We start from the raw sequence: 21,545 nt of genomic DNA on the forward strand, positions 1-21,545 counted from the left end.
GGCCGGCGGCGGGCGTGTGTGTAAGGGGTGCGCAAAATTACGTCACCCCCGCGCAACCAACCACCCCCGCAAGGGATCTGATCATGGGGGCCAACAGGCTCCACGATCACTTTCTCCTACTTGGGGAACACGCATGCGTATACGTGCCACTGTGGCCGCCGTCTCCGGCGCCCTGGCCCTCTCCGCCCTCGCCGTGCCGGCCGCGCAGGCCGATGTCCACGCCTCCGGTGCCGACTCCGGCTACCACGCGGCCGCCGCGAAGATCCTGGCGGGCGGCAAGTCCGCGTTCATCACGTCGCCCGTCGCCGCCGACGAGCCGTACAAGCTGAACGTCAGCTTCTCCAACTTCAAGGTCGCCAAGTCGATCAACGCCGGTGCCGGTGGACACCTCGTCGTCCCGGTCACCTACACGCTGACCCACGGCACTGAGGTCGACATCAAGGCCGCCGACTTCGACAGCGGGCCGTATCTGTACCGGGGCGACTTCGCGACGCCGGACAACGTGATCTTCGGTGAGAAGGCCGGCACCTGCACGGCGACGTCGACCACGACCGCCAACTGCAAGGCCAACCTCGACATCTACCCGGGCGAGGGCGACCTGACCAACACCGACGCCGGGGCCACCTGGACGGCCGGCGGGCTCGCCATCGCCTTCAACGGGCAGGACCCCGAGAGCGACAGCTTCGACCCCTCCAAGGTCGGCATCGCCCAGCAGGGCGACCTCGGCACCACGACCGTGCGGCGCGTCTCCAAGCTGACGGTCAACGCCACCCCGGAGCCGGTGAAGAAGGGCAAGACCATCACCGTCACCGGCAAGCTGACCCGCGCCAACTGGGACGGGCCCAACTACACCGGGTACGCGACCCAGCCGGTGCAGCTCCAGTTCCGTAAGAACGGCACCACCGCCTACACCGTCGTCAAGACCATCAAGACGACCACCACGGGCGACCTGAAGACCACCGTCAAGGCGACCGCCGACGGGTTCTTCAAGTACGTCTTCGCGGGGACCAGGACCACCGTGGGCGCCAGCGCCGCCGCCGACTTCATCGACGTGAAGTAGGCGCACCCGTACGAACTACGCCGGGAAGCGGCGGTCCACCCACCTCCACAGGATCTCCAGGATGGCCGCCGCCACCGTCGCGATACCCACCGCGATCCACGGCATCGTCGTCCCCACCAGCTTCAGCGCGAAGAACTCCTGGAGCGGCGGTACGACCAGCACCAGCAGGAACCCCGCGCCCATCGACGCGACCAGGGCGATCCGCCACCAGGTGTACGGGCGGGCGATGATCGCCAGCACCCACATCGAGATCAGGAACAGGGTCAACGTCGCCGCGCTTGTTTCCGCGTCCAACGCGCCCTCTCCTGTGTAGTGGTGACGGGCTATCAGGTACGTGGCGAAGGTTGCCACTCCTGCAAGTACGCCGCCCGGGATCGAGTAGCGCATGACCCGGCGTACGAAGTGGGGCCTCGCGCGTTCCTTGTTGGGGGCCAGCGCCAGGAAGAACGCCGGGACGCCGATCGTCAGCGTGGAGAGCAGCGTCAAGTGGCGGGGCAGGAAGGGGTATTCGACCTGCCAGCAGACCACCAGGACGGCCAGGAGGACCGAATAGACCGTCTTGACCAGGAACAGGGTCGCTACTCGGGTGATGTTGCCGATGACCCTGCGGCCCTCGGCCACCACCGAAGGCAGCGTCGCGAAGCTGTTGTTGAGCAGGACGATCTGGGCCACCGCCCGCGTCGCCTCCGAGCCCGAACCCATCGCCACGCCGATGTCGGCGTCCTTCAGGGCCAGTACGTCGTTCACGCCGTCGCCCGTCATCGCCACCGTGTGCCCGCGTGACTGCAACGCGCCCACCATGTCCCGCTTCTGCTGCGGGGTTACCCGGCCGAAGACTGTTCCTTCGTCCAGTGCCTGCGCCATCTCCGTTGCCTCGGTGGGGAGTTGGCGGGCGTCCACCGTCGTCCCGGTCAGGCCCAGTTTGCTTGCCACCGCGCCGACCGACACCGCGTTGTCGCCCGAGATGACCTTCGCGTCGACGTCCTGCTCGGCGAAGTAGCGGAGGGTGTCGGCGGCGTCGGGGCGCAGGCGCTGCTCCAGGACGACCAGGGCCGTGGGGGATGTGTCGGTGGCCACCTCCGGGTGGTCGAGGTCGCGGGTGGTGCGGGTGAGGAGGAGGACGCGCAGACCGGCCTGGTTCAGGCGGTCCGTCTCGGCGAGGGCCGGGTCCTGGGGGGAGAGCAACACGTCCGGGGCGCCCAGGAGCCACGTACTCGTTTCGCCGTTGCCCTCGCTGAACGACGCCCCGCTGTACTTGCGCGCCGAGGAAAACGGCAGCGACTCCGTGCAGCGCCAGTCCTCGCTGTCCGGGTAGGCGTCGATGATCGCCTGGAGGGAGGCGTTCGGGCGGGGGTCCGATTCGCCGAGGGCGCCCAGGACCCGGCGTACGTATGTCTCGTCGCTGCCGTTGAGGGAGCGCAGCTCGGTCACGTCCATGCCGCCCTCGGTCAGCGTGCCCGTCTTGTCCAGGCAGACCGTGTCCACGCGGGCGAGGCCCTCGATCGCGGGCAGCTCCTGTACGAGGCACTGCTTCCGGCCGAGCCGGATGACACCGATCGCGAAGGCGACGGAGGTCAGGAGGACCAGGCCCTCCGGGACCATCGGGACGATGCCGCCCACCGTGCGGGCGATCGAGTCCTTCAAGTCGTTGTCCTTGACGACCAGTTGGGTGATGACCAGGCCGATCGCGGCCGGAACCATCATCCAGGTCACGTACTTGAGGATCGTCGAGATGCCCGTACGGAGTTCCGAGTGGACGAGCGTGAAGCGGGAGGCCTCTTCGGCCAGTTGGGCCGCGTACGCCTCGCGGCCGACCTTCGTCGCCGTGAACGCGCCGCCGCCCGCGACCACGAAACTGCCCGACATGACCTGGTCGCCGGGCTGCTTGACGACGGGGTCGGCCTCGCCGGTGAGCAGGGACTCGTCGATTTCGAGGCCGTCTGCTTCTACGCACTCGCCGTCCACGACGATCTTGTCGCCGGGGCCGATCTCGATCAGGTCCCCGAGGACGATCTCGGAGTTGCTGACCTCCGAGGCCACGCCGTCGCGGCGGACCGTCGGTTTGGCCTCGCCGATCACGGCGAGGGAGTCGAGGGTCTTCTTCGCCCGCCACTCCTGGATGATGCCGATGCCGGTGTTGGCGAGGATGACGTAGCCGAACAGGGTGTCCTGGAACGGGGCGACGAACATCATGATCAGCCAGAGGACGCCGATGATCGCGTTGAACCTGGTGAAGACGTTCGCGCGGACGATCTCGGAGATGCTACGGCTGCTGCGTACCGGGACGTCGTTGACCTCGCCGCGGGCGACGCGTTCGGCTACCTCGGTGGTGGTGAGGCCGGTGGCGCGGGGGGTGCTGCCGCGGGGCGTGCCGGGCAGGGGCAGGGGTACGGGGTGCACAGGATCGAGTTCGGCGCCGGCGTCGATGTGCGTCATGTGTTCGACGGTACGGGTGGATTTGGGGCTTCACCCGCTGAGTGCGGCAAAGATCCGACCTGGGGAGGAGGGGTGGGGTGGGAAATGGTGCGGTGGTTGTAGTCGGGGGTGTGTAGGGGGTGCGGGTCGTAGGGTTTTCGCCCCCGCCGCCCCTACCCGTCCCATCCCGTTCCTGGGGGCTGCGCCCCCAGACCCCCCTGTCGCGCTGAACGCGCTCGTCCTCAAGCGCCGGACGGGCTGGAATGGGACCGTCTGATCGCCGCGTCCCGTTTCCGGACGTACCAAATCCCGATCAGGCCCAGGCCCGCCCCGGCAAGGCACGTCCAGACCCACCACTCGTGGTTGTGGTCCGCGTACCAGCCGTAGAAGGGGAGCTGGGCCAGGAAGAGGACGAACCAGAGGATCGTGCCGCCTGTGATGGTGGCGACGACGGGGCCCTCCAGGGGTGCCGGCGCCTCGTGCTTCGGTGTCCACTTCGCCATGGGCACAGCTTACGAGGCCCGATTCGTCAATCCGGCCTCATATGTTCATACTGAAACGACTTGAGCCTGGCTCATTTCTTTCGTACGAAACGCCAACAGAAACATGAGCGCGCATGTCCACCTCGGCCCCCGCCACGGCCGCCCTCGACCGCTATTTCAAGATCTCCGAGCGGGGCAGCACGCTGTCCCGGGAGGTCCGCGGCGGGTTCGCCACCTTCTTCGCGATGGCCTACATCATCGTGCTGAACCCGATCATCCTCGGCAGCGCCAAGGACATGTACGGCCATCAGCTGGACAACGGTCAGCTGGTCACCGCCACCGCCGTGACCGCCGCCTTCACCACACTGCTGATGGGTGTTGTCGGCAACGTGCCCATCGCGCTGGCGGCGGGGCTCGGGGTCAACACCGTCGTCGCGCTCCAGCTCGCACCCCGTATGTCCTGGCCGGACGCCATGGGGATGGTCGTACTCGCGGGTTTTGTTGTGATGCTGCTTGTTGCCACCGGCCTGCGTGAGCGTGTCATGAACGCCGTGCCGCTCGGGCTGCGCAAGGGCATCTCCATCGGCATCGGGCTGTTCATCATGCTGATCGGGCTCGTCGACTCCGGGTTCGTGAGCCGGATTCCGGATGCCGCCCAGACCACCGTTCCGCTCCAGCTCGGCGCCGACGGTCATCTCGACGGCTGGCCGGTTCTCGTCTTCGTGCTGGGTGCTCTGCTCACCCTCGCGCTCATCACCCGCAAGGTGCCCGGCGCGATCCTCATCTCCATCGTCGCCATGACCGTGCTCGCCGTGGTCATCGATGCCGTCGCTTCCGTGTCCTCCTGGGGGCTCACCACCCCCGAGTGGCCCGGCAACCCGGTCGCCAGCCCCGACTTCGGGCTCATCGGCAAGGTCAGTCTGTTCGGCGGGTTCGACAAGGTCGGTGTGCTGACCGGCACCCTTTTCGTGTTCACCGTGCTGCTCTCGTGCTTCTTCGATGCCATGGGCACGATCATGGGCGTCAGTGACGAGGCCAGGCTGACGGACGCGCAAGGCAATATGCCTGGCATCAACAAGGTGCTCTTCGTGGACGGTGTTGCCGTTGCCGCCGGTGGCGTGAGTTCCTCCTCCGCCACCACCTGCTTCGTCGAGTCCACCGCCGGTGTCGGGGAGGGCGCGCGGACCGGGTTCGCGAACGTCGTCACGGGGGCTCTTTTCGCCGTCGCGCTGTTCCTGACCCCTGTGGCCACCATGGTTCCGTCCCAGGCCGCCACCCCTGCCCTGCTCGCCGTCGGCTTCCTGATCCTGGCCGGCTCGGTCAGGGAGATCGACTGGGCCGACCACACGATCGCCGTTCCGGCCTTCGTGACGATGGTGATGATGCCGTTCACCTACTCGATCACCAACGGCATCGGCATGGGCTTCATCACCTTCGTCGTGCTGCGACTGGCGGCCGGGCGGGGGCGTGACGTCCCGGTGGCCATGTACGTCGTCGCCGCCGTCTTCGGGTTCTACTACCTGATGCCCGCCCTGGGTCTCACGTGACCTCCGCTCACGTGACCCCGTAGAACCTCTCCGTCTCCTCGACCGCGGTCTGGAACCGCTCGTCGAAGTCGTCCCGGACGAGCGTCCCGACCACGTAGTCCTGGACGCTCATTCCCCTTTTCGCCGCATGGTCCCGGAGCCGGTCGAGCAGCTCCCCGTCTATCCGCAGGCTGAGCACACTGGTCCCCATGGAACGAGGGTCGCGGGCGGGTGCGGGGCGATGGGGGGCTTTTTGCGTTCGACTCACTCGTATGGGTGATGTGGAGATTCAGTGGCCCTTGTCACGGGCATCTCGGCGCGTCGTGAGTGGTCTTTAGTCAGGGTAATGAGTTATGCTAAAGAACATGCCGGACCTAACCCATGGCGACGACGCTGCCGCCGTGAACTCACTGCGCTCCGCCGTGATGCGCCTGTCGCGCCGACTCAAGCACCAGCGGGTCGACGAGTCGCTGAGCCCCACCGAGATGTCGGTGCTGGGCACCCTCGCCCGCTGCGGCTCGGCCACGCCGGGTGAGCTTGCCCGCAAGGAGCATGTGCAGCCGCCCTCGATGACCCGTATTGTCGCGTTGCTGGAGGGCAAGGGACTGGTCAGGCTGGAGCCGCACCCCGAGGACCGGCGGCAGAAGGTCGTCACCCAGACCGAGACCGCCGAGGCGATGCTCGAAGAGAGCCGCCGCAGGCGCAACGCCTGGCTGGCCGGCCTGGTCGAAGACCTCGACGAGGACGAGTGGGCCAAACTGCGCGCCGCCGCCCCCGTCCTCGAGAAGCTCGCGCATCTGTAGCCCGCGCATCTGTAGCCCGTGCGGCTGCAAGCAGGACCCCAGCAGGACCCCCAAGCAGGACCCCGCAAGGAGGCGAACCGTATTGAGTTCGGGACCCGGAGCAGATTCCGCCCCCGCACCAGCCACCCACGACTCCCCGCCCACCCCCACCCCCACGCCTGCCCCCACCGGACGCACCCGCAAGTCCGAGATGTTCAGCTCGCTGAAGGTCCGGAACTACCGCCTCTTCTTCCTCGGCCAGGTCGTCTCCAACACCGGCACCTGGATGCAGCGCATCGCCCAGGACTGGCTGGTCCTCAGCCTCACCGGCTCCTCGACCGCCGTGGGCATCACCACCGCGCTCCAGTTCCTGCCGATGCTGCTCTTCGGCCTGTACGGCGGTGTCCTCGTCGACCGGCTGCCCAAGCGCCCCACGCTGCTCGTCACCCAGACGCTGATGGCCCTCACCGGCCTCGCGCTCGCCGTGCTGACCCTCTCCGGCGACGTCGAGGTCTGGCACGTCTACCTCGCCGCCTTCGCCGTCGGTCTCGCCACGGTCGTCGACAACCCGGCCCGGCAGTCCTTCGTACCCGACATGGTCGGGCCCGAGCTGCTCCAGAACGCCGTCAGTCTCAACTCCGCGAACTTCCAGTCCGCCCGCCTCGTCGGACCCGCCGTCGCCGGTCTGCTGATCACCGGCGTCGGCACGGGCTGGGCCTTCCTCGCCAACGGGCTGTCCTTCGTCGCCCCCATCGCCGCCCTGCTGCTCATGCGCACCCGCGAACTGAACGCCGTGGAGCGGGCGCCGCGTGCCAAGGGGCAGCTGCGCGAGGGCCTGCACTATGTCGCCGGGCGGCCCGAGCTGATCTGGCCGATCGTCCTCATCGGGTTCATCGGCACCTTCGGCTTCAACTTCCCGGTCTTCCTGTCGGCGTACGCGGACGACGTCTTCCACGCGGGCGCCGGCGCGTACAGCCTCTTCAACACGCTGATGGCGGTCGGTTCGCTCACCGGCGCCCTGCTCGCCGCCCGGCGCGGTACGGCGAAGCTGCGCGTCCTCGTCGCGGCGGCCGTGGCCTTCGGCGCACTGGAGATCGTGGCCGCGGTGGCCCCGTCCCTGTGGCTGTTCGCGCTGCTGATGATCCCGATCGGGATCGCGGGCCTCACGGTCAACGTCACCGCGAACACCTCGGTCCAGATGGCCACCGACCCCGCCATGCGAGGCCGGGTCATGGCCCTGTTCATGATGGTCTTCATGGGCGGCTCGCCGCTGGGCGCGCCGATAGTCGGCTGGATCACGGACACCTACGGTCCCCGGGTCGGCCTCGCCTTCGGCGGCATCGTCGCGACGACCGCCGCCCTGACGATCGGCCTGGTCCTCACCCGCGTGGGCGGTCTGCGGGTCTCGGTCGTCTGGAACTCCGGGCGCCCGCGGGTCCTTCTCCTCAAGCGGGAGCCGCAGCAAGAAGGACAGCAACAGGACCAGCAGGAGGAGGAGTTGCGGGAGTCGGTTCCCTCGGCCGTACGCGTCAAGTGATCGACTTCATGCGTTCCAGGGCCAGTTGGAAGGCTGCCGGGTTCACCTTGAGGGTTTGGAGCTGTTGCCGTCGGCGCGTGCTCAAAGGTGTTCTGGTGAGCGGGAGTGGGTGCCGGAGGTCGGTGTCGTGTCGCGCGCCTCGGTCGGGGGTCGATTTTCGGTGGGGAACTGGTGTTCTTTCATCGAATGCGTGACCTTCACGGATGACGCTCGTTTCCCATGGCGGCGGGATCTTCGGGTGGGGGTGATGGAGTGGGGGAACTGAGGAGTGTGGCGGTACCGTTCGTCGCGTCCGGCCCGCATGGTGTGGCCGTCCGGACCCGCCTCAAGCAGCTGACGCCGGACGATGAGAAGGTGCTGCGGCTGGTGAGTGCGCATCTGGGGGCGCTGGCCTCGAAGGACCTCAAGGCCCGCTGCCGGGACGGCCTGGAGCACTCCGCTGAGATGTGGGCGGTGCGCAAGCGGGAACTGACGCCCCTCTCGTCCTCGCGGTGGGCGGGCAGCATCACCAAAGCCACGCATGACCAGTGGGCGCTGGCCCGCCGCTGCCAGTCGGCGCACATCCAGAACCTGGAAGCGGGCATCCGCACCATCGAGCACCGGTTGTCCCAGCAGGTCGGGCAGAAGGGAACCAAGAAGTCGCCCGGGGGTTATCGATCGCAGCGGGAATGGCATGCGAAGTCCCGGCGGCTGCGGGTGCTTCAGGACCGGCTGGCCGCCGCGCGGGCGGACCGCGAGGCCGGACTCGTCCACGTTGTACGGGGCGGCAAGCCTCTGGCCCGAACACGGCACCATCTGGACGTCGCCGGGCTCACCGAGTCCGCGTGGCGCGGGCGTTGGGAGGCGGAACGCTGGTTCTGCCAGGCCGACGGGGAGTCCGGCAAGCAGTACGGCAACGAGACGATCCGTATCAGCCCCGACGGGGTAGTGAGCCTCAAACTCCCCGCACCTCTCGCGCATCTGGCCAACGCCCCACGCGGGCGCTACGTACTCGCCTCCCGGATCACGTTCGCGCACCGGGGCACCGAGTGGGCCGACCGCGTCGCGGCCAACCGGGCGATCGCCTACCGCGTCCACCTGGATACGGGCCGGGGCCGCTGGTATCTGACAGCGTCCTGGCAGATCCCGCCCACCCCGACCATCCCGATCGAGGCAGCGCTCGCCCACGGTGTGATCGGTGTCGATATGAACGCCGATCACCTGGCCGCCTGGCGCCTTGATGTCCACGGCAACCCGACCGGCAGCCCGCGCCGTTTCTTCTACGACCTGACCGGCATCGCCGGACACCGTGACGCCCAGGTCTGCCACGCCCTCACCCGCCTGCTGCACTGGGCCCGCCCCTGCGGCGTCAAGGCGATCGCGGTGGAGGACCTGGACTTCGGCGCGGAGAAGACCCGGGAGAAGCACGGCCGCAGGAAACGGTTTCGGCAGCTGGTCTCCGGCATGCCCACGGGAAAGCTCCGCGCCCGGCTGACGTCCATGGCGGATCAGACAGGGGTCGCGGTTATCGCCGTCGACCCGGCCTACACCAGCAGGTGGGGCGCCCAGCACTGGCAGAAACCCCTCACCACCACAACCCGCAAGACCACCCGCCACGACGCAGCCGCCGTGGCGATCGGAAGGCGCGCCCAGGGACACCCGATCCGGCGACGGACGGCACCGCCCCCACACGACCGGAGTGATCGTGCGGGGCATCGGACCGCTCAGGCCGGACCAGGAGTCCTTGGGCGTGAGGGAACCCGCCCCCGCATCCCCGGACCACGGACACGATCCGTGCCGCCCGGACGCGGAGCGAACGCGGGCAACCAGAACGCCCAACACCGTCCGGGGCGTTCGGCTGAGCATGAGACCTGGCAACAGGACTCACTCCCGCTCAGTTCTTAGGAACGGTCCGCTGAACGGGTAGTTGAACAGACGATCAGCAGCATCACGCCCACGACGAACGTCAGTGAGAAGACCACGCCCGCGTGGGCGCGCAGGCTCTCCACGCCGAAGAGGTGGACGAACCCGACGGTGACCAGGGCGCCGAGGAGCAGAGCCGTCCACAGCAGGGCGGGTACGCCCGCCGTCGCCGCCTCGTTGACGCGCTCGCGGCGGGCCGTCCCCGAGCTGGGCGACGGCCTCCAGGGCACGGACCTGGTCCGCGCCCGTCTCCGGCTCCTGCGTGTTCACTAGGGAGCGGATCTCCGTGAACTGCTGCCAGGCCGCCGGATCGTCCCGCTGCTCGGCCAGCAGCGGCCACTCGTCGTCGATCACCGTGCCGGTGTACCGCTCGACCAGGGTGCCCAGGCGGGTGCGGTCGGGCTGGGGCAGCGAGCTGCTGTACCAGGTGAGCTGGAGCAGTGTGTTGGTCTCCGTGTACGTGTTCTCGTGGGCCTGCGAGCGGGTCTCCCACACACCGACGACGACCATGGCCAGGACGACGGCGTAGATCACGCCTATCTCCGCGTACACGAACCCGAGGACGTCGTTGTGGACCTTGCGCCGGGCCACCGGCACGAGCCGCGCGACCACGAAGACCGCCGCCGTCGCCATCGCCGAACCGCTCAGGAGCAGCACGATTCCGAGAATGGGCATGCAGACGTCCCCCGTTCCCCGGCTTCCGTTCCCCGGCTCCCGTTCCCCGGCTCCCGTTCCCCGTTCTCGGTCCATCTCCATGGTGCGGGTGGCTCGCCGGATGATCCATTCCCTGGAAGGGTGACGCGCATGAGACTCTTCGCCGCCGTGCTGCCCCCGGAGGACGTGACCCGTGAACTCGCCGCCGAGGTGGCCGGGTTGAGGAACCTGGCCGGTGCGGACGCGCTGCGCTGGACCGGCGTGCCCGGCTGGCACTTCACGCTCGCCTTCTACGGCGAGGTCGACGAGGACGTCGTACCGGAGCTGTCGGAGCGGCTGGAGCGGGCCGCGCGCCGTACGGAGCCGTTCGCGCTGGCGGTGCGCGGGGGCGGGCAGTTCGGGCACGGGCGGGCGCTGTGGGCGGGGGCTGCCGGTGAGCTGGACGTGTTGCGGCTGCTGGCCGGGCGGGCGGAGGCGGCGGGTCGGAAGGCGGGTGTCGAGATGGGGGAGCACCGGCACTACAAGCCCCACCTCACCGTGGCTCGCAGCCGCGACGCCTTTGAGGTGGGGCCGTACGTCGAGGCCCTGGACGCGTATACGAGCCGCACCTGGACGGTGGGCGATCTGGCGCTCGTGCGTAGCAATCTGCCGAAGTCGGGGGTGCGGGGGGAGCAGCCGCGGTACGAGGTGGTCGGCCGGTGGCCGCTGGGGTCTGGCCTGCGGGGTGGGGTGTAGGGGGGGTGTTTTTCGCCCCCGCCGCCCCTACCCGTTCCCATCCTTCTGGGGGCTGCGCCCCCAGACCCCCCTTTCGCGCTGAACGCGCTCGTCCTCAAACGCCGGACGGGCTGGAGGGTGGTGCAGGTGGGTGGGTGGGGAAGTCGTGCTGAACGGCCTCGTCCCTAAACGCCGGGCGGGCTGAGTGGGTGCCTGGGGCGGGCGGGGAGGGGGGAGAGGTGGCCCGTTAGGCTCGGGCGTGTGAATCCGAAAATCCGGAACCGGGTGATGGCCGGTGCGCTCGTGCTGATGTTCGTGGTGGTTGCCGTGGCGGCGGCGGTCGGGAAGTGATGGCCTAGCCCTGAGCCTGGCTCGCCTCGCGACCGCCGCCCGCCTGCTGCGGCTTCCTACCAGGCGAACGCCTCCGGGGACGGGCCCGGGCCCGGGAAGATCTCGTCCAGTGCGGTCAGTAGTTCTGGGGTCAGCTCCAGTTCGGACGCCCGTACCGCCGACTCCAGTTGCTCGGCCGTGCGGGGGCCGACGATCGGGCCGGTCACTCCGGGGCGGGTGAGCAGCCAGGCCAGGGCCGCCTCGCCGGGCTCGATGCCGTGCTTGTCGAGCAGGTCCTCGTACGCCTGGATCTGGGCGCGTGAGGTCGGGTCGGCGAGGGTGTCCGCGGCGCGGCCACTCGCGCGTCGGCCGCCCTGGACTTCCTTCTTGATGACCCCGCCGAGCAGTCCGCCGTGCAGCGGCGACCAGGGGATGACCCCGAGCCCGTACTCCTGCGCGGCCGGGATGACCTCCATCTCGGCGCGTCGCTCGGCGAGGTTGTAGAGGCACTGCTCGCTGACGAGGCCGATCGTGCCGCCGCGCCGGGCGGCGGTCTCGTTGGCCTGGGCGATCTTGTACCCCGGGAAGTTGCTCGAACCGGCGTAGAGGATCTTGCCCTGCTGTACGAGTACGTCGATCGCCTGCCAGATCTCCTCGAAGGAGGTCGAGCGGTCGATGTGGTGGAACTGGTAGACGTCGATGTAGTCGGTCTGGAGTCGCTTCAGCGAAGCGTCCACCGCGCGGCGGATGTTGAGCGCGGAGAGCTTGTCGTGGTTGGGCCACGCGTCGCCGTCGGCCGCCATGTTGCCGTACACCTTGGTGGCGAGGACCACCTTGTCGCGGCGGTCGTCGCCCTTGGCGAACCAGTTGCCGATGATCTCTTCCGTACGGCCCTTGTTCTCGCCCCAGCCATAGACGTTGGCGGTGTCGAAGAAGTTGATGCCGGTGTCCAGGGCCGCGTCCATGATCGCGTGGCTGTCGGCTTCGTCGGTCTGGGGGCCGAAGTTCATGGTCCCGAGCACGAGCCTGCTGACCTTGAGTCCTGTGCGTCCGAGCTGCGTGTACTTCATGACTCCTCAGCCAACGTCGTGGAGTGCGCTCTAAGCAAGGGTGGGCTGGGCGGCCACATCGGACCTTGACGCTAACTTGTGGTTAGTGCTTACGTATGCACAGCGTTACTCGCTTTAAGTTTCAATATCTTAAGGACTCTGTGTATGCCTGCACGCCGTACCTTCCTCTCCGTGCTCGCCGCGTCCGCGCTGCTGGGTGTCGCCGCCGTGCCCGCCGCCGCCTCGCCGTCCGTCGGTGACGGCGCCCGGCTCGACTACCAGAAGGGGGTCGTCGTACGGGTCCTCAAGGGCGTGTTCGAGCGCGGGGACACCGCTGTCGTGGACCGGTTCGTGCGGGCCGACTACATCCAGCACAACCCCCTCGCGGCCGATGGCGCCGAGACGCTGAAGGGCCTGGCCGCCGGGGTGCACCAGCAGTTCCCCGAGGCCAGGTACGACATCGAGCGGGTCATCTCCGAGGGCGACCTCGTCCTCGTGCACTCCAACGTCGTGCTGACGCCGGGGAGTCGGGGCTCGGCCGTCTTCGACATCTTCCGGTTCCGGGGTGGGAAGATCGCCGAGCACTGGGACACCGGGCAGAACGTCCCGGACAGCAGCGTCAACGGCAACGACATGTTCTCGACGGTCAGTTGGCCGCGGAGCGGGCAGCCGGGGCCGCGGTGGCTCACCGACCACAACAAGCGGCTCGTGACCAAGGCGTTCGACCGGCTCATCGTCGACAAGGACCTGTCCGCGCTGAACGTGTACTGGGGGTCCGAGTACCACCAGCACAATCCCGGCATCGCGGATGGTGTGGCCGGTGTGCGGGAGGGGCTCGGGGCGTACTTCCGGGCGTTCCCCGAGTTGGCCGTCTCCCGTAAGCGAGTTGTGGCGGAAGGGGATCTGGTCGCCGTCCACAGCCACTACGTCAACGCGCCCGGCGAGCGTGGGCAGGCCGTCGTGGATCTGTTCCGGGTGCGGGGCGGGAAGATCGTCGAGCACTGGGACGTGCTCCAGGACGTTCCGGCCACCTCGGCCAACGACAACACCATGTTCTGACGGCGGTACGAGGTTCTGGGTTCTGGGTTCTGAGTTCTGACGGTCGTCGGGCGACGCCAGTGTGGCCGGCGTCGCCCGATCGCGTTCGTCCTGGCCGGAGTTGGGCCCAGGCTGTGCTCAGAGCTGGGCGAACATACCGGGCTGGTAGTCGCCGGCCGGCTGCTGGACGATGACGTTCATCCGGTTGAAGGCGTTGATGAGCGTGATGGTGAGGACCAGGGCGGCGAGCTGCTCCTCGTCGTAGTACTTGGCGGCGTTCGCCCAGGCCTCGTCCGTGACCCCGCCGGCCGCGTCCGCGATACGGGTGCCCTGCTCGGTCACTTCCAGGGCGGCGCGCTCGGCGTCGGTGAAGACCGTGGCCTCACGCCAGGCCGCGACCAGGTGGAGGCGCTGCGCGGTCTCGCCGGCCGCGGCGGCGTCCTTGGTGTGCATGTCGGTGCAGAAACCGCAGCCGTTGATCTGGCTGGCGCGGAGCCGTACCAGCTCCTGCGTCGCGAGCGGCAGGGCCGAGTCCGTGGCCGCCCTGCCCGCCGCGACGAGGTGCTTCGTGGCCTTGGTCACGACCGGGTTGGCGAAGAGGTTCAAGCGGGCTTCCATGGTGGGCTCCTCCGTCTTTGTGCTGCCTCTGTCGGGCGTTACACATGAACGACGGAACGGCTCACGCGGACGTGACATGGATGGATGTGACGTGGGTCACCGCGGGGTCGGTCTGGGTGGAGGGGGCGGTGGGGGAGGCGGTGGAGGAGGTGGAGGCGGTGGCGGTGGCTCGTTGCGGAGCAGGGGGATCGGCGCGCGCAGCCGCATCGTGCCGGGGAGGTCCAGCCGTCCCTGTCTTTCGGCCAGCACGATCCGCTGCACGGTGAGCGTGCCGTCGATCGTGCACTCCCCGCTCCGTACGCGGACCAGACAGGCGTCCCGGACGACGGCGACGAGCCCCGCGACCTGGTAGCGCAGGGTGAGTTCGACGTCCAGCGTGCCGATTCTGGTGCCGTCCACGAACACGTCCACGAACGGGCGGTGGCTGGAGGTGATGCCGTGTGTCGCCAGCGCGACGACCTCCTCGCTGCCCGGCACGGAACGGGTGCGCCGTGCGGCGGCCGTCAGCTCCGCGTGCTTGCGCCAGCCGCCGGACGCCAGGTCGAGCAGGTCCAGGCCGAGGAAGCTGTCGATGACGGTCGCCAGTTCGCGCTCGACCGCCTGGTCGGCCGCCGGTGTCAGGGAGGGCACTCGGCTGAGGAGGGTGCGGGCCAGCCCGTGGGAGCGGACCGGGTCGACGAGCGCGTCGGCGGAGTCCTGCCGCCCGTCCGAGTCGAGCAGGAAGGCCCGTACGGTCAGGGGTTGCAGTGCGTGGGTCGTGGTCATGGCGTCGCCTCAGCCTCTGTCGGTGCCGTCGACGCTCTGGTCGCCGGGGTCGAGGTGCGGTTCGAGCCGTACGGTGCGGGTCGGTGGACCGGTGTCGTACGGCTCACGCACGGCGGACCTCGCGGTGCCGGGGCGCAGTGCGGTGCTGACGTGGTCGTGGACCCAGCGCGGGCCGCGTTGGCGGTGGCGCACCAGGGCGAGTCCGGCGGCGGCCAGGAGCAGTACGCCGCCGAGGGCGGGCCCGACGACCAGTCCGACGGGGGTCGAGCTGTCCACGGAGCCGGTCCCGCCGACCGTACCGCCGTCGCTTGTACCGCCGTCGCTGGTGCCGCCGACCTGACCGTTGGTGCCTGTGCTGGTCTCGCCGTTGGTTTCGCCGGTGGTGCCTGTGGTGGTTTCGCCGTTGGTTTCGCCGGTCGTGCCTGTGCTGGTCTCGCCGTTGGTTTCGCCGGTCGTGCCTGTGCTGGTTTCGCCGGTGGTGCCTGTGGTGGTTTCGCCGTTGGTCTGGTTGCCGCTCGTGGTCTCGTTCGTCGGGGAGGTGAGCACCGTGAAGTCGGCGTCGTCATCGCCGTACTTCGCGTAGTCCGTGCAGACGGCCCGCACGGTGTGCGTGCCTTCGGACGCCCCCTCCGGGACCTGGAGCCGCTCGGTGAACGTTCCCGTTTCGGACACGGGGACGGCGGTGGCGAGTGATTCGGTGTCGTCCCATGCCACATCCACACTGGAGCAGTTGAATGCGGAACCGTCCGCGACGAACTCCGCCTCCGGGCGGCCTTCGGCGGGATCGAGGGTGAGGGCGGCCTCCTCCTTGGTGTCAACGGTGAAGGTCTTCTCGGCTTTGCTGTACGGGCCGGTGACGCATTCGGCTGTCACCTGGTGATCGCCCGGCTCGGCGTCGTCCGAGACCGTGAGGCTGGACTCGAAGGTGCCCGCCTCGGCGGTGCTCTCCGGGTCGTTGACGGATACGTGGGTGGCGGGAGCCGCGTCGCCCATGGAGAGTTCGACCGTGCCTGGCTCCCAGTCGGTGGTTTCTCCCTCCGAGTCCTCGTCGCTTTCCGGATAGCAGTCGTCGAAACCCCCGCCCCGAACGCCGATGACTGTCCCCGGCGGTCCATGCGTCTCGTTGATCTCGATGTACGCGCCCGGCGCTGCCATCGCGCCCGGCCCCGAGAACGCGGTCGGGCCCAGTGCGACCGCGGTGCTCAGCAGCACCGCTGTCAGCAGTCGGCCGAGGGTTCGCGCGACGGAGGACATGAGTCACGGAGCAGGGGAGGAGGGAGAAGGGGGAGAGAAGGAGCTGACGCGGCACGAGAGGGCCCGGGCGTTGGGCCCGGATCGCCGCCCTTCGCGCATCACCCCCCATTCTCCTCCGCCCTCCCGGTATTCGCTCGTCGTCCGGTGCCGGCTCCCGGCGCTGATGCCGCATCAGTCCGTGCCCGGTCGGGCCGAACTCGGCGCACCGGAGCGGCCCTTCGGGGAGTTCGTATGTCTCCTGCTCCGGAATGCGATCACGTACCGGGGCGCGGAGACTGGAGGTATCGCCCATGCGCCGGGCCCGCTGCGGCCGTCCACTTCACGGAGGCGCGGAACGGAGGCGCAGAGATGCCCGCAGAGACGCCCGTGGTGTTCTTCGACATCGGCGCGACACTCGCCGACGCCGCCTTCGAAGTTGACGGTTCATTGACTCTGCGGCCGCGGCCTCGTGTCTTCGAGGTGCTCGACGCGCTCGCTGGGGTGCGCAGGGGAATCGTGTCGAATCCGGGTGAGGGGGCGGCCGCCCGGGCCCGTGCGAAGGCCGCGCTGGACGAGGCCTTCGCGGGCCGCTTCACCGACGACGGCCTCATCCACTGGGGTCCGAAGACCGCGCGCGGGATCTTCGACGACGCGGTGACGGGCGCGGGTGTCGCGGCCGACGACTGCGTCTTCGTGGGTGAGGACGCCGACGAGCGCGCGGTCGCCCGCGAGGCCGGTCTGCGCACGGCGGCCCATCCGGTCTTCGCGCGTGCGGCCGTCGAGGGCCGGCCCGTCTTCTGGGCGAGGATCGAGCTGCCGGAGGGACGGAGCCTGGCCGACCTGGAAGCGGTGGCGGGCGGCGCCGAGGTCGTTCCGGTGCATGTCGCCGACGGCGGGCTCGTCCTCGCCATGACGACCGTGCGGGGTGTGGAGGCGCTCGAACAGGGCGGTTTCACGGTCCGCCTCCAGGACCAGGTGGAGGAGACGGCGGCCTTCCTCGTACGGGACGACCGCCCCGTCGTGCCTGCTGCGCCCCTCGCGGACACCTCGGCCGAAGGGCGGGCGCGGGTCGAGGCGGACCTGCGGGCCTCGGCCGCGTTCGACTTCGTCGCGAGCGAACTCGCCGGGACGGGGCGGGCCGGAGGGCCGGGGCGAGGCCTGCGGGACGAGCGGACGGTCGTGTCGCTCGGGCCCGCCCCGGGCGGTGTCTACCTCGCCGCGGCGGCCGGTGTCCCCGTCGAGCAGGTGCACATCGAGGGCGCGAAGCCCGGCCACACTGAGCGGCTGCTGCCCGACCCGGCGCTGCTGTCCCGCCCGGGCGAGCCGGATGCCGAGGGGCTCGTCCAGCGGGCCCGGGGACTCGCGCCGGCCGCCGGACTCGCCGGCGCGCCCTCCGCCGCGACGGTCGCCTCGGTACGCGCGGCCGTCACCCCGGATGTCATCCGTGCCCATGTCGCCCGGGTCTCGGGCGCAGCCCCGCTGGTCGACGACGGGCCGTGGAGGGTCCGCAGCCGTGACGCGGCGAGCGACGACAACCCGGTCGTGGCCGACGCACTCGCCCGCCGGCTCCACGACCTCGGCCTCACGGTCAGGCTCCACCGGTTCACCTGGCGGGGCCACCGGCTCACCAATGTCGAGGCCGAGTTCCCCGTCGAGGGCTCGGACGGCGCCGTACTCGTCACGGCACACCTCGATTCGACCGCCGACCAGGGCGAGTACGTCGACGAGAACGGTCGCCGGCGCCCGTACGACCCGGCCATGGACCCGGCGCCGGGTGCCGACGACGACGGGAGCGGGGTGGCGGCGGTCATGGCGGCGGCGGAATGCCTGAGCGCGATCGTCAAGAGCGACAGGAAGCCGACCCGGACCGTGCGGTTCGTGCTCTTCAACGCCGAGGAGCAGGGGCTCGTCGGCAGCAAGGTCTACGCACGTGCGGCGGCAGCGGCCGGGGACAGCATCGCGGGCGTCCTCCAGATGGACATGATCGCGGGCTTCCAGCGTGACGGGGGCGGCGGGGCGAACGGTGCGCGGCCGGTCGAGATCCACGCGGGTTCCGCTGTTCCCGGCCCCGCGGTGGGCGCTTCGGAGACGCTCGGCGACCTCGTCGTGACGGCCATGGGGGAGGTCGAGCCCGGCCTCACGACGCAACGCCTCACGGGTGCCGACGACCCGGCCGCCGGCCGCAGCGACCACGCGAGCTTCCACGAACGCGGCTGGGCCGCCGTCGCCGTGTGCGAGAACTTCTTCGACGACACCGCGCCCGCCACCGGCACCCAGCAGTACCACAAGCCGGGCGACACCCTCGACGACCGGGACCACAACACGGACTACGCGGCCTCGATCGCGCGCGGGGTGACCACGGCGGCCCTGACGCTCGCGGGTCTGTGAACCCGACCCCTCACCCCCGTCCCCACTTCCCTCATCCCCACCTCCCCGTCCCCATTCCTGTCCTCGAAGGCAAGGAGCGGAAGCCATGACCAGGACGATCGACAGAAGGGACACCGGCTACGACCACCTCGCCAGCAGCGCCGGCGCCGCCTCCTTCCTCGACGAGACCGACCGGGTGGCGGCCGAGGTCGACCACACCCTCACCGCCGAGCCCGGCAAGGTGAACCGCTTCACCGGGCATCTGACCGAACTGCGGGTGGACGGCGCCCCGGGCTTCACCGACGCCGACATCGCGAGCATCGAGGCCGGCGGGCAGCCCACGGAGGACACCCGCGACGCCGGGTATCTCGCCAAGGCGAAGGAGTACGTCGCCTCGGTCTCGGAGGCGATCGGATTCGCGGCCGGTGAGCCCGTCGAGTTCGAGGCCGATCCGACGGTGACCAGGACGAGCGACGGCATGCGCGTCGTCAGCCTCCAGCAGAAGCACAACGGTATCGAGGTGTGGGGGATGCAGCCGAAGGTGTGGCTGCACCCGGACGGCACGGTCGACCGGGTCGTCGGCGACACGGTGAGTGTGCCGACGGGCGTCTCGGCGAGGCCCGCGGTTCCGGCCGAGGTGGCCCTGCGGGTGGCCGCCGAGAAGGCCGCCGAGCCGGTGACCCTCCAGGGGCCCTTCGGGGACAGCGAACTCCCGCGCCTCGACATCTCCTACGGTCTCGGGCGCCTGTCGGTGCAGTCGCAGGCCGACCAGCCGATGACCTTCGCCGGGGGAGCCTTCGAGGAGGCCATTCCCGCCCGGCTCGTGTACCTCTACATGGGCGGTGACATCCGCCTCACCTGGTTCTTCGCGTTCACCCGGCCGAACTTCACCGTCCAGTACCACGCCTTCGTCGAGGCCGACGAACGGACCGCGGACAAGGACGCGCCCGAACTCCTCTACTTCTACGACACGAACAGCCATGTCGTGGGCGGACTGGTCATCCGGGAGAACCCGGTCGACACCCCCTTCGGCGAGGTCGTCGCCTTCCCGCTGTCGCTGGACGCCTATCCCGTCCAGGTGACGCCCGAGGTGCGGCCCGAACTGCCCGACGGGTTCCCCCTGGCCTGGACGGTGGCCGACAACGGGACGCTGTCCACCGACGGCAACAACGTGCGCGCCGTGAACGGCAGGAACCTCCAGCCGTTCAAGGTCCCGGTCGACGCGGCGGGCGACGCGGTGTTCAACGCCGACGCGGACACGCCCGAGCAGCTCGTCACCAACATCTTCTACTTCTGCAACTACGCGCACGACTTCTTCATGATGCTCGGCTTCACGGAGAAGAACGGGAACTTCCAGTCCGTGAACAGACCGGGCCACGGGAAGGGAGCGGACGCGGTCCTCGCCCGTGCCCACCCGGGCGCGGTGCCGGGCACGGCCAACATGGCCACCAGGGCCGACGGACTCGCGGCCGTGATGAACATGGGGCTGGTCACGGGGACCGGCCGGCACACGGCCAACGCGTTCGACGTCGTCGTCCACGAGTACGTCCACGGCGTGACGAACCGTCTCGTGGGCGGGCTGTTCGACGCGAACGGCCTCTCGGAGGACCAGTCGATCTCCATGGGCGAGGGCTGGAGCGACTACTTCGCCCTGACGATCATCAACTTCGGACGCGAGAAGGAGCACGTCGTCGTCGGCGACTGGGTGGTCGCCAGACCGGGCGGCATCCGCCAGCGGCCCTACGACGAGGACTATCCGGGCACCTTCGGGGACATCGGCAAGAGGCGAGGCCAGGTCGAGGGTGCCGGCAACGCCGACCTCAGCTACCGGGAGGAGCACGACGTCGGCGAGATCTGGTGCGCGGCGCTCATGGAGCTGACCCGCCGGGTCACCGCCGCGCTGGACAGCAAGGAACGGGGCTACCGGCTGACCTGGCAGGCGGTCGTCGACGGTCTGAAACTCACCCCGAAGAACCCGTCGTTCCTCGGCGCGCGCGACGCGATCCTGCGGGCCTTCAAGGGGATGGAGGGCGGACGGCTGACCAGCGACGAGTACGAGGCGGTCCGGCGTGCAGCCTGGGAGGCCTTCGCCCGGTACGGAATGGGCTTCGACGCCTTCTGCCCGAACGCGTCCTTCGACGGCTGCCAGGGCGGCACCCAACTGCCCCCGCCGGGTCACACGGACTAGCGACGGACCAGGGCCGGTCAGTTCCCTCCGGTCCCGTACCGCTCCCCCAGATCCCACGCCTCGTACAGCGAGTCCGCGAACGCCCCCGCGATCTTGTGCTCGCCGCTCGCGTTGGGGTGCGTGCCGTCGTACGTGTCCTGGTGGATGTCGTACGAGGGCGGGGGCGACGTCAGGAGCAGGGGGGAGCGGGGTTCGTCCAGGTCGGCCGCCGTCTTCGCCAGGAGTTCGTTGAAGCGGACGACCTGGGTGGCGAAGGGCGGGTCCGTCTCCGCGCGGACGTTCGGGATCACCGGGAGCAGGGCGATGGCGATGCGCGGGTTGGACCGTCGTGCCTCGGCCACGAAGAGGCGGGCGTTCTCGGCCGTCTGTTCCGCGTCCGTGTAGAAGCCCAGGTCGATCAGGCCCAGGGAGACCAGGAGCACGTCCGGCTTGTGGGCGCGTACGGCGTCCGCGATCAGCGGGGTCATGTGGTGCCAGCCCTCGCCCCAGCCGGCCAGATGGGCGCGGGGGAACTCCGGGTCGGCGTACTCGTACGAGTCGGAGGCGTTCGTCGCCTTGTCGTACAGCGTCTCGCGCGGGCCGACGATCCGGAACGGGCCGCCGTACGTCTCCCGCAGGTGCTGCCACATCCGGTAGCGCCAGGTGTGTTCGCCGGCGCTGCCGATGGTCATGGAGTCGCCTACGGGCATCAACCTGAGCATCCGCTCATGATGCGGGATCGGGAGAGGCGTATGGGGCCGGTGCGGTGTGTGAGCCCGGCCACCCGGTGTCAGGTCTGTGTCAGCTTGTGGTCAGTTGGGTGTCAGTGAGCGGGCGCGGGAAGGGGTGAGCGGGCGTGGGCAGGCGTCATGGGCCTCGAATCGAACGCCGGGATGGCACGCTTGA

The 21,545-nt window shown here is 69.5% G+C and carries 17 protein-coding genes and 1 pseudogene; 9 read left to right on the forward strand and 9 right to left on the reverse strand.

Translation table 11 applies throughout. The features are described from left to right. Positions 1–133: 133 nt before the first annotated feature. Positions 134–1,060, forward strand: a complete 927-nt coding sequence (locus OG787_RS26810) for a hypothetical protein (protein ID WP_369037403.1) — start codon at positions 134–136, stop codon at positions 1,058–1,060. 15 nt (positions 1,061–1,075) lie between these two features. Here the strand turns inward: OG787_RS26810 and OG787_RS26815 are convergent, their stop codons facing one another. Next, the gene (locus OG787_RS26815) at positions 1,076–3,496 is read right to left on the reverse strand and encodes a cation-translocating P-type ATPase (RefSeq protein ID WP_369037402.1); all 2,421 of its coding nucleotides are present in this window, start codon (positions 3,494–3,496) and stop codon (positions 1,076–1,078) included. Between the two features lie 221 nt (positions 3,497–3,717). Next, positions 3,718–3,978: a DUF2530 domain-containing protein gene (locus OG787_RS26820; protein ID WP_369037401.1), complete on the reverse strand. Its 261-nt coding sequence runs from the start codon at positions 3,976–3,978 to the stop codon at positions 3,718–3,720. A gap of 113 nt (positions 3,979–4,091) precedes the next feature. On the opposite strand from OG787_RS26820, the gene OG787_RS26825 reads away from it, so the two are divergent. Then, positions 4,092–5,504 carry an NCS2 family permease gene (locus tag OG787_RS26825; RefSeq protein ID WP_405536637.1) on the forward strand — a complete coding sequence of 471 codons (1,413 nt, stop codon included), beginning with the start codon at positions 4,092–4,094 and terminating at the stop codon, positions 5,502–5,504. Between the two features lie 7 nt (positions 5,505–5,511). On the opposite strand, the gene OG787_RS26830 is transcribed toward OG787_RS26825, so the two are convergent. After that, positions 5,512–5,694, reverse strand: coding sequence for a ribbon-helix-helix protein, CopG family (locus OG787_RS26830; RefSeq protein ID WP_369037399.1), 183 nt, complete (start codon positions 5,692–5,694; stop codon positions 5,512–5,514). Between the two features lie 154 nt (positions 5,695–5,848). Here OG787_RS26830 and OG787_RS26835 point away from each other — a divergent pair, with 154 nt between their 5' ends. The 3 genes and pseudogenes from OG787_RS26835 to OG787_RS26845 all read left to right on the forward strand — a co-directional run bounded on the left by OG787_RS26835 (position 5,849) and on the right by OG787_RS26845 (position 9,686). After that, on the forward strand, positions 5,849–6,286 hold the full coding sequence (locus OG787_RS26835; protein WP_319095470.1) for a MarR family transcriptional regulator: 438 nt from the start codon (positions 5,849–5,851) through the stop codon (positions 6,284–6,286). Positions 6,287–6,368: 82 nt separating this feature from the next. Further along, positions 6,369–7,802, forward strand: a complete 1,434-nt coding sequence (locus OG787_RS26840) for an MFS transporter (RefSeq protein WP_405536639.1) — start codon at positions 6,369–6,371, stop codon at positions 7,800–7,802. 252 nt (positions 7,803–8,054) lie between these two features. After that, positions 8,055–9,686 (forward strand): annotated as a pseudogene (locus tag OG787_RS26845) (IS200/IS605 family accessory protein TnpB-related protein). Here the strand turns inward: OG787_RS26845 and OG787_RS26850 are convergent. Then, a complete protein-coding gene (locus OG787_RS26850; protein WP_405536640.1) occupies positions 9,666–10,379 on the reverse strand; it encodes a hypothetical protein in 714 nt (237 codons plus the stop codon). The pseudogene OG787_RS26845 and the gene OG787_RS26850 sit on opposite strands and share 21 nt — an antisense overlap. Before the next feature lie 129 nt (positions 10,380–10,508). Between OG787_RS26850 and thpR the strand changes: the two genes are divergently transcribed. Further along, positions 10,509–11,093 carry an RNA 2',3'-cyclic phosphodiesterase gene (thpR, locus tag OG787_RS26855; protein WP_405536642.1) on the forward strand — a complete coding sequence of 195 codons (585 nt, stop codon included), beginning with the start codon at positions 10,509–10,511 and terminating at the stop codon, positions 11,091–11,093. Positions 11,094–11,479: 386 nt separating this feature from the next. Here the strand turns inward: thpR and OG787_RS26860 are convergent, their stop codons facing one another. Continuing rightward, positions 11,480–12,472, reverse strand: a complete 993-nt coding sequence (locus OG787_RS26860) for an aldo/keto reductase (RefSeq protein WP_369036443.1) — start codon at positions 12,470–12,472, stop codon at positions 11,480–11,482. A gap of 144 nt (positions 12,473–12,616) precedes the next feature. On the opposite strand from OG787_RS26860, the gene OG787_RS26865 reads away from it, so the two are divergent. Further along, positions 12,617–13,510, forward strand: a complete 894-nt coding sequence (locus tag OG787_RS26865) for a nuclear transport factor 2 family protein (protein WP_405536643.1) — start codon at positions 12,617–12,619, stop codon at positions 13,508–13,510. 117 nt (positions 13,511–13,627) lie between these two features. Here OG787_RS26865 and OG787_RS26870 read toward each other — a convergent pair whose 3' ends face one another. The 3 genes from OG787_RS26870 to OG787_RS26880 form a co-directional block, all read right to left on the reverse strand. Continuing rightward, entirely contained in the window at positions 13,628–14,107 is a 480-nt protein-coding gene (locus OG787_RS26870; RefSeq protein ID WP_405536645.1) for a carboxymuconolactone decarboxylase family protein, read from the reverse strand. Positions 14,108–14,203: 96 nt separating this feature from the next. Next, a complete protein-coding gene (locus OG787_RS26875; protein WP_369036446.1) occupies positions 14,204–14,872 on the reverse strand; it encodes a hypothetical protein in 669 nt (222 codons plus the stop codon). Positions 14,873–14,881: 9 nt separating this feature from the next. After that, entirely contained in the window at positions 14,882–16,126 is a 1,245-nt protein-coding gene (locus tag OG787_RS26880; RefSeq protein WP_405536647.1) for a hypothetical protein, read from the reverse strand. A gap of 348 nt (positions 16,127–16,474) precedes the next feature. Between OG787_RS26880 and OG787_RS26885 the strand changes: the two genes are divergently transcribed. Beyond that, entirely contained in the window at positions 16,475–18,493 is a 2,019-nt protein-coding gene (locus OG787_RS26885) for a M20/M25/M40 family metallo-hydrolase (protein ID WP_369036448.1), read from the forward strand. Between the two features lie 85 nt (positions 18,494–18,578). Beyond that, on the forward strand, positions 18,579–20,660 hold the full coding sequence (locus OG787_RS26890) for a M36 family metallopeptidase (protein WP_405536649.1): 2,082 nt from the start codon (positions 18,579–18,581) through the stop codon (positions 20,658–20,660). A 17-nt stretch (positions 20,661–20,677) separates the two neighbouring features. On the opposite strand, the gene OG787_RS26895 is transcribed toward OG787_RS26890, so the two are convergent. Then, positions 20,678–21,361, reverse strand: coding sequence for a GDSL-type esterase/lipase family protein (locus tag OG787_RS26895; RefSeq protein WP_369036450.1), 684 nt, complete (start codon positions 21,359–21,361; stop codon positions 20,678–20,680). Positions 21,362–21,545 lie beyond the last annotated feature (184 nt).

Origin of the sequence: Streptomyces sp. NBC_00075 (assembly GCF_045041225.1) — a bacterium.
In the GTDB taxonomy this organism is placed as follows: domain Bacteria; phylum Actinomycetota; class Actinomycetes; order Streptomycetales; family Streptomycetaceae; genus Streptomyces; species Streptomyces adonidis.

What these genes read in the sequence shown, in the direction of transcription:
- OG787_RS26875 (WP_369036446.1), bottom strand. Translation starts at nt 14,872, where the DNA reads ATGACCACGACCCACGCACTGCAACCCCTGACCGTACGGGCCTTCCTG.
- OG787_RS26820 (WP_369037401.1), bottom strand. Translation starts at nt 3,978, where the DNA reads ATGGCGAAGTGGACACCGAAGCACGAGGCGCCGGCACCCCTGGAGGGC.
- OG787_RS26885 (WP_369036448.1), top strand. Translation starts at nt 16,475, where the DNA reads ATGCCCGCAGAGACGCCCGTGGTGTTCTTCGACATCGGCGCGACACTC.
- OG787_RS26815 (WP_369037402.1), bottom strand. Translation starts at nt 3,496, where the DNA reads ATGACGCACATCGACGCCGGCGCCGAACTCGATCCTGTGCACCCCGTA.
- thpR (WP_405536642.1), top strand. Translation starts at nt 10,509, where the DNA reads ATGAGACTCTTCGCCGCCGTGCTGCCCCCGGAGGACGTGACCCGTGAA.
- OG787_RS26880 (WP_405536647.1), bottom strand. Translation starts at nt 16,126, where the DNA reads ATGTCCTCCGTCGCGCGAACCCTCGGCCGACTGCTGACAGCGGTGCTG.
- OG787_RS26835 (WP_319095470.1), top strand. Translation starts at nt 5,849, where the DNA reads ATGCCGGACCTAACCCATGGCGACGACGCTGCCGCCGTGAACTCACTG.
- OG787_RS26830 (WP_369037399.1), bottom strand. Translation starts at nt 5,694, where the DNA reads ATGGGGACCAGTGTGCTCAGCCTGCGGATAGACGGGGAGCTGCTCGAC.
- OG787_RS26825 (WP_405536637.1), top strand. Translation starts at nt 4,092, where the DNA reads ATGTCCACCTCGGCCCCCGCCACGGCCGCCCTCGACCGCTATTTCAAG.
- OG787_RS26895 (WP_369036450.1), bottom strand. Translation starts at nt 21,361, where the DNA reads ATGCTCAGGTTGATGCCCGTAGGCGACTCCATGACCATCGGCAGCGCC.
- OG787_RS26810 (WP_369037403.1), top strand. Translation starts at nt 134, where the DNA reads ATGCGTATACGTGCCACTGTGGCCGCCGTCTCCGGCGCCCTGGCCCTC.
- OG787_RS26865 (WP_405536643.1), top strand. Translation starts at nt 12,617, where the DNA reads ATGCCTGCACGCCGTACCTTCCTCTCCGTGCTCGCCGCGTCCGCGCTG.
- OG787_RS26850 (WP_405536640.1), bottom strand. Translation starts at nt 10,379, where the DNA reads ATGCCCATTCTCGGAATCGTGCTGCTCCTGAGCGGTTCGGCGATGGCG.
- OG787_RS26860 (WP_369036443.1), bottom strand. Translation starts at nt 12,472, where the DNA reads ATGAAGTACACGCAGCTCGGACGCACAGGACTCAAGGTCAGCAGGCTC.
- OG787_RS26870 (WP_405536645.1), bottom strand. Translation starts at nt 14,107, where the DNA reads ATGGAAGCCCGCTTGAACCTCTTCGCCAACCCGGTCGTGACCAAGGCC.
- OG787_RS26890 (WP_405536649.1), top strand. Translation starts at nt 18,579, where the DNA reads ATGACCAGGACGATCGACAGAAGGGACACCGGCTACGACCACCTCGCC.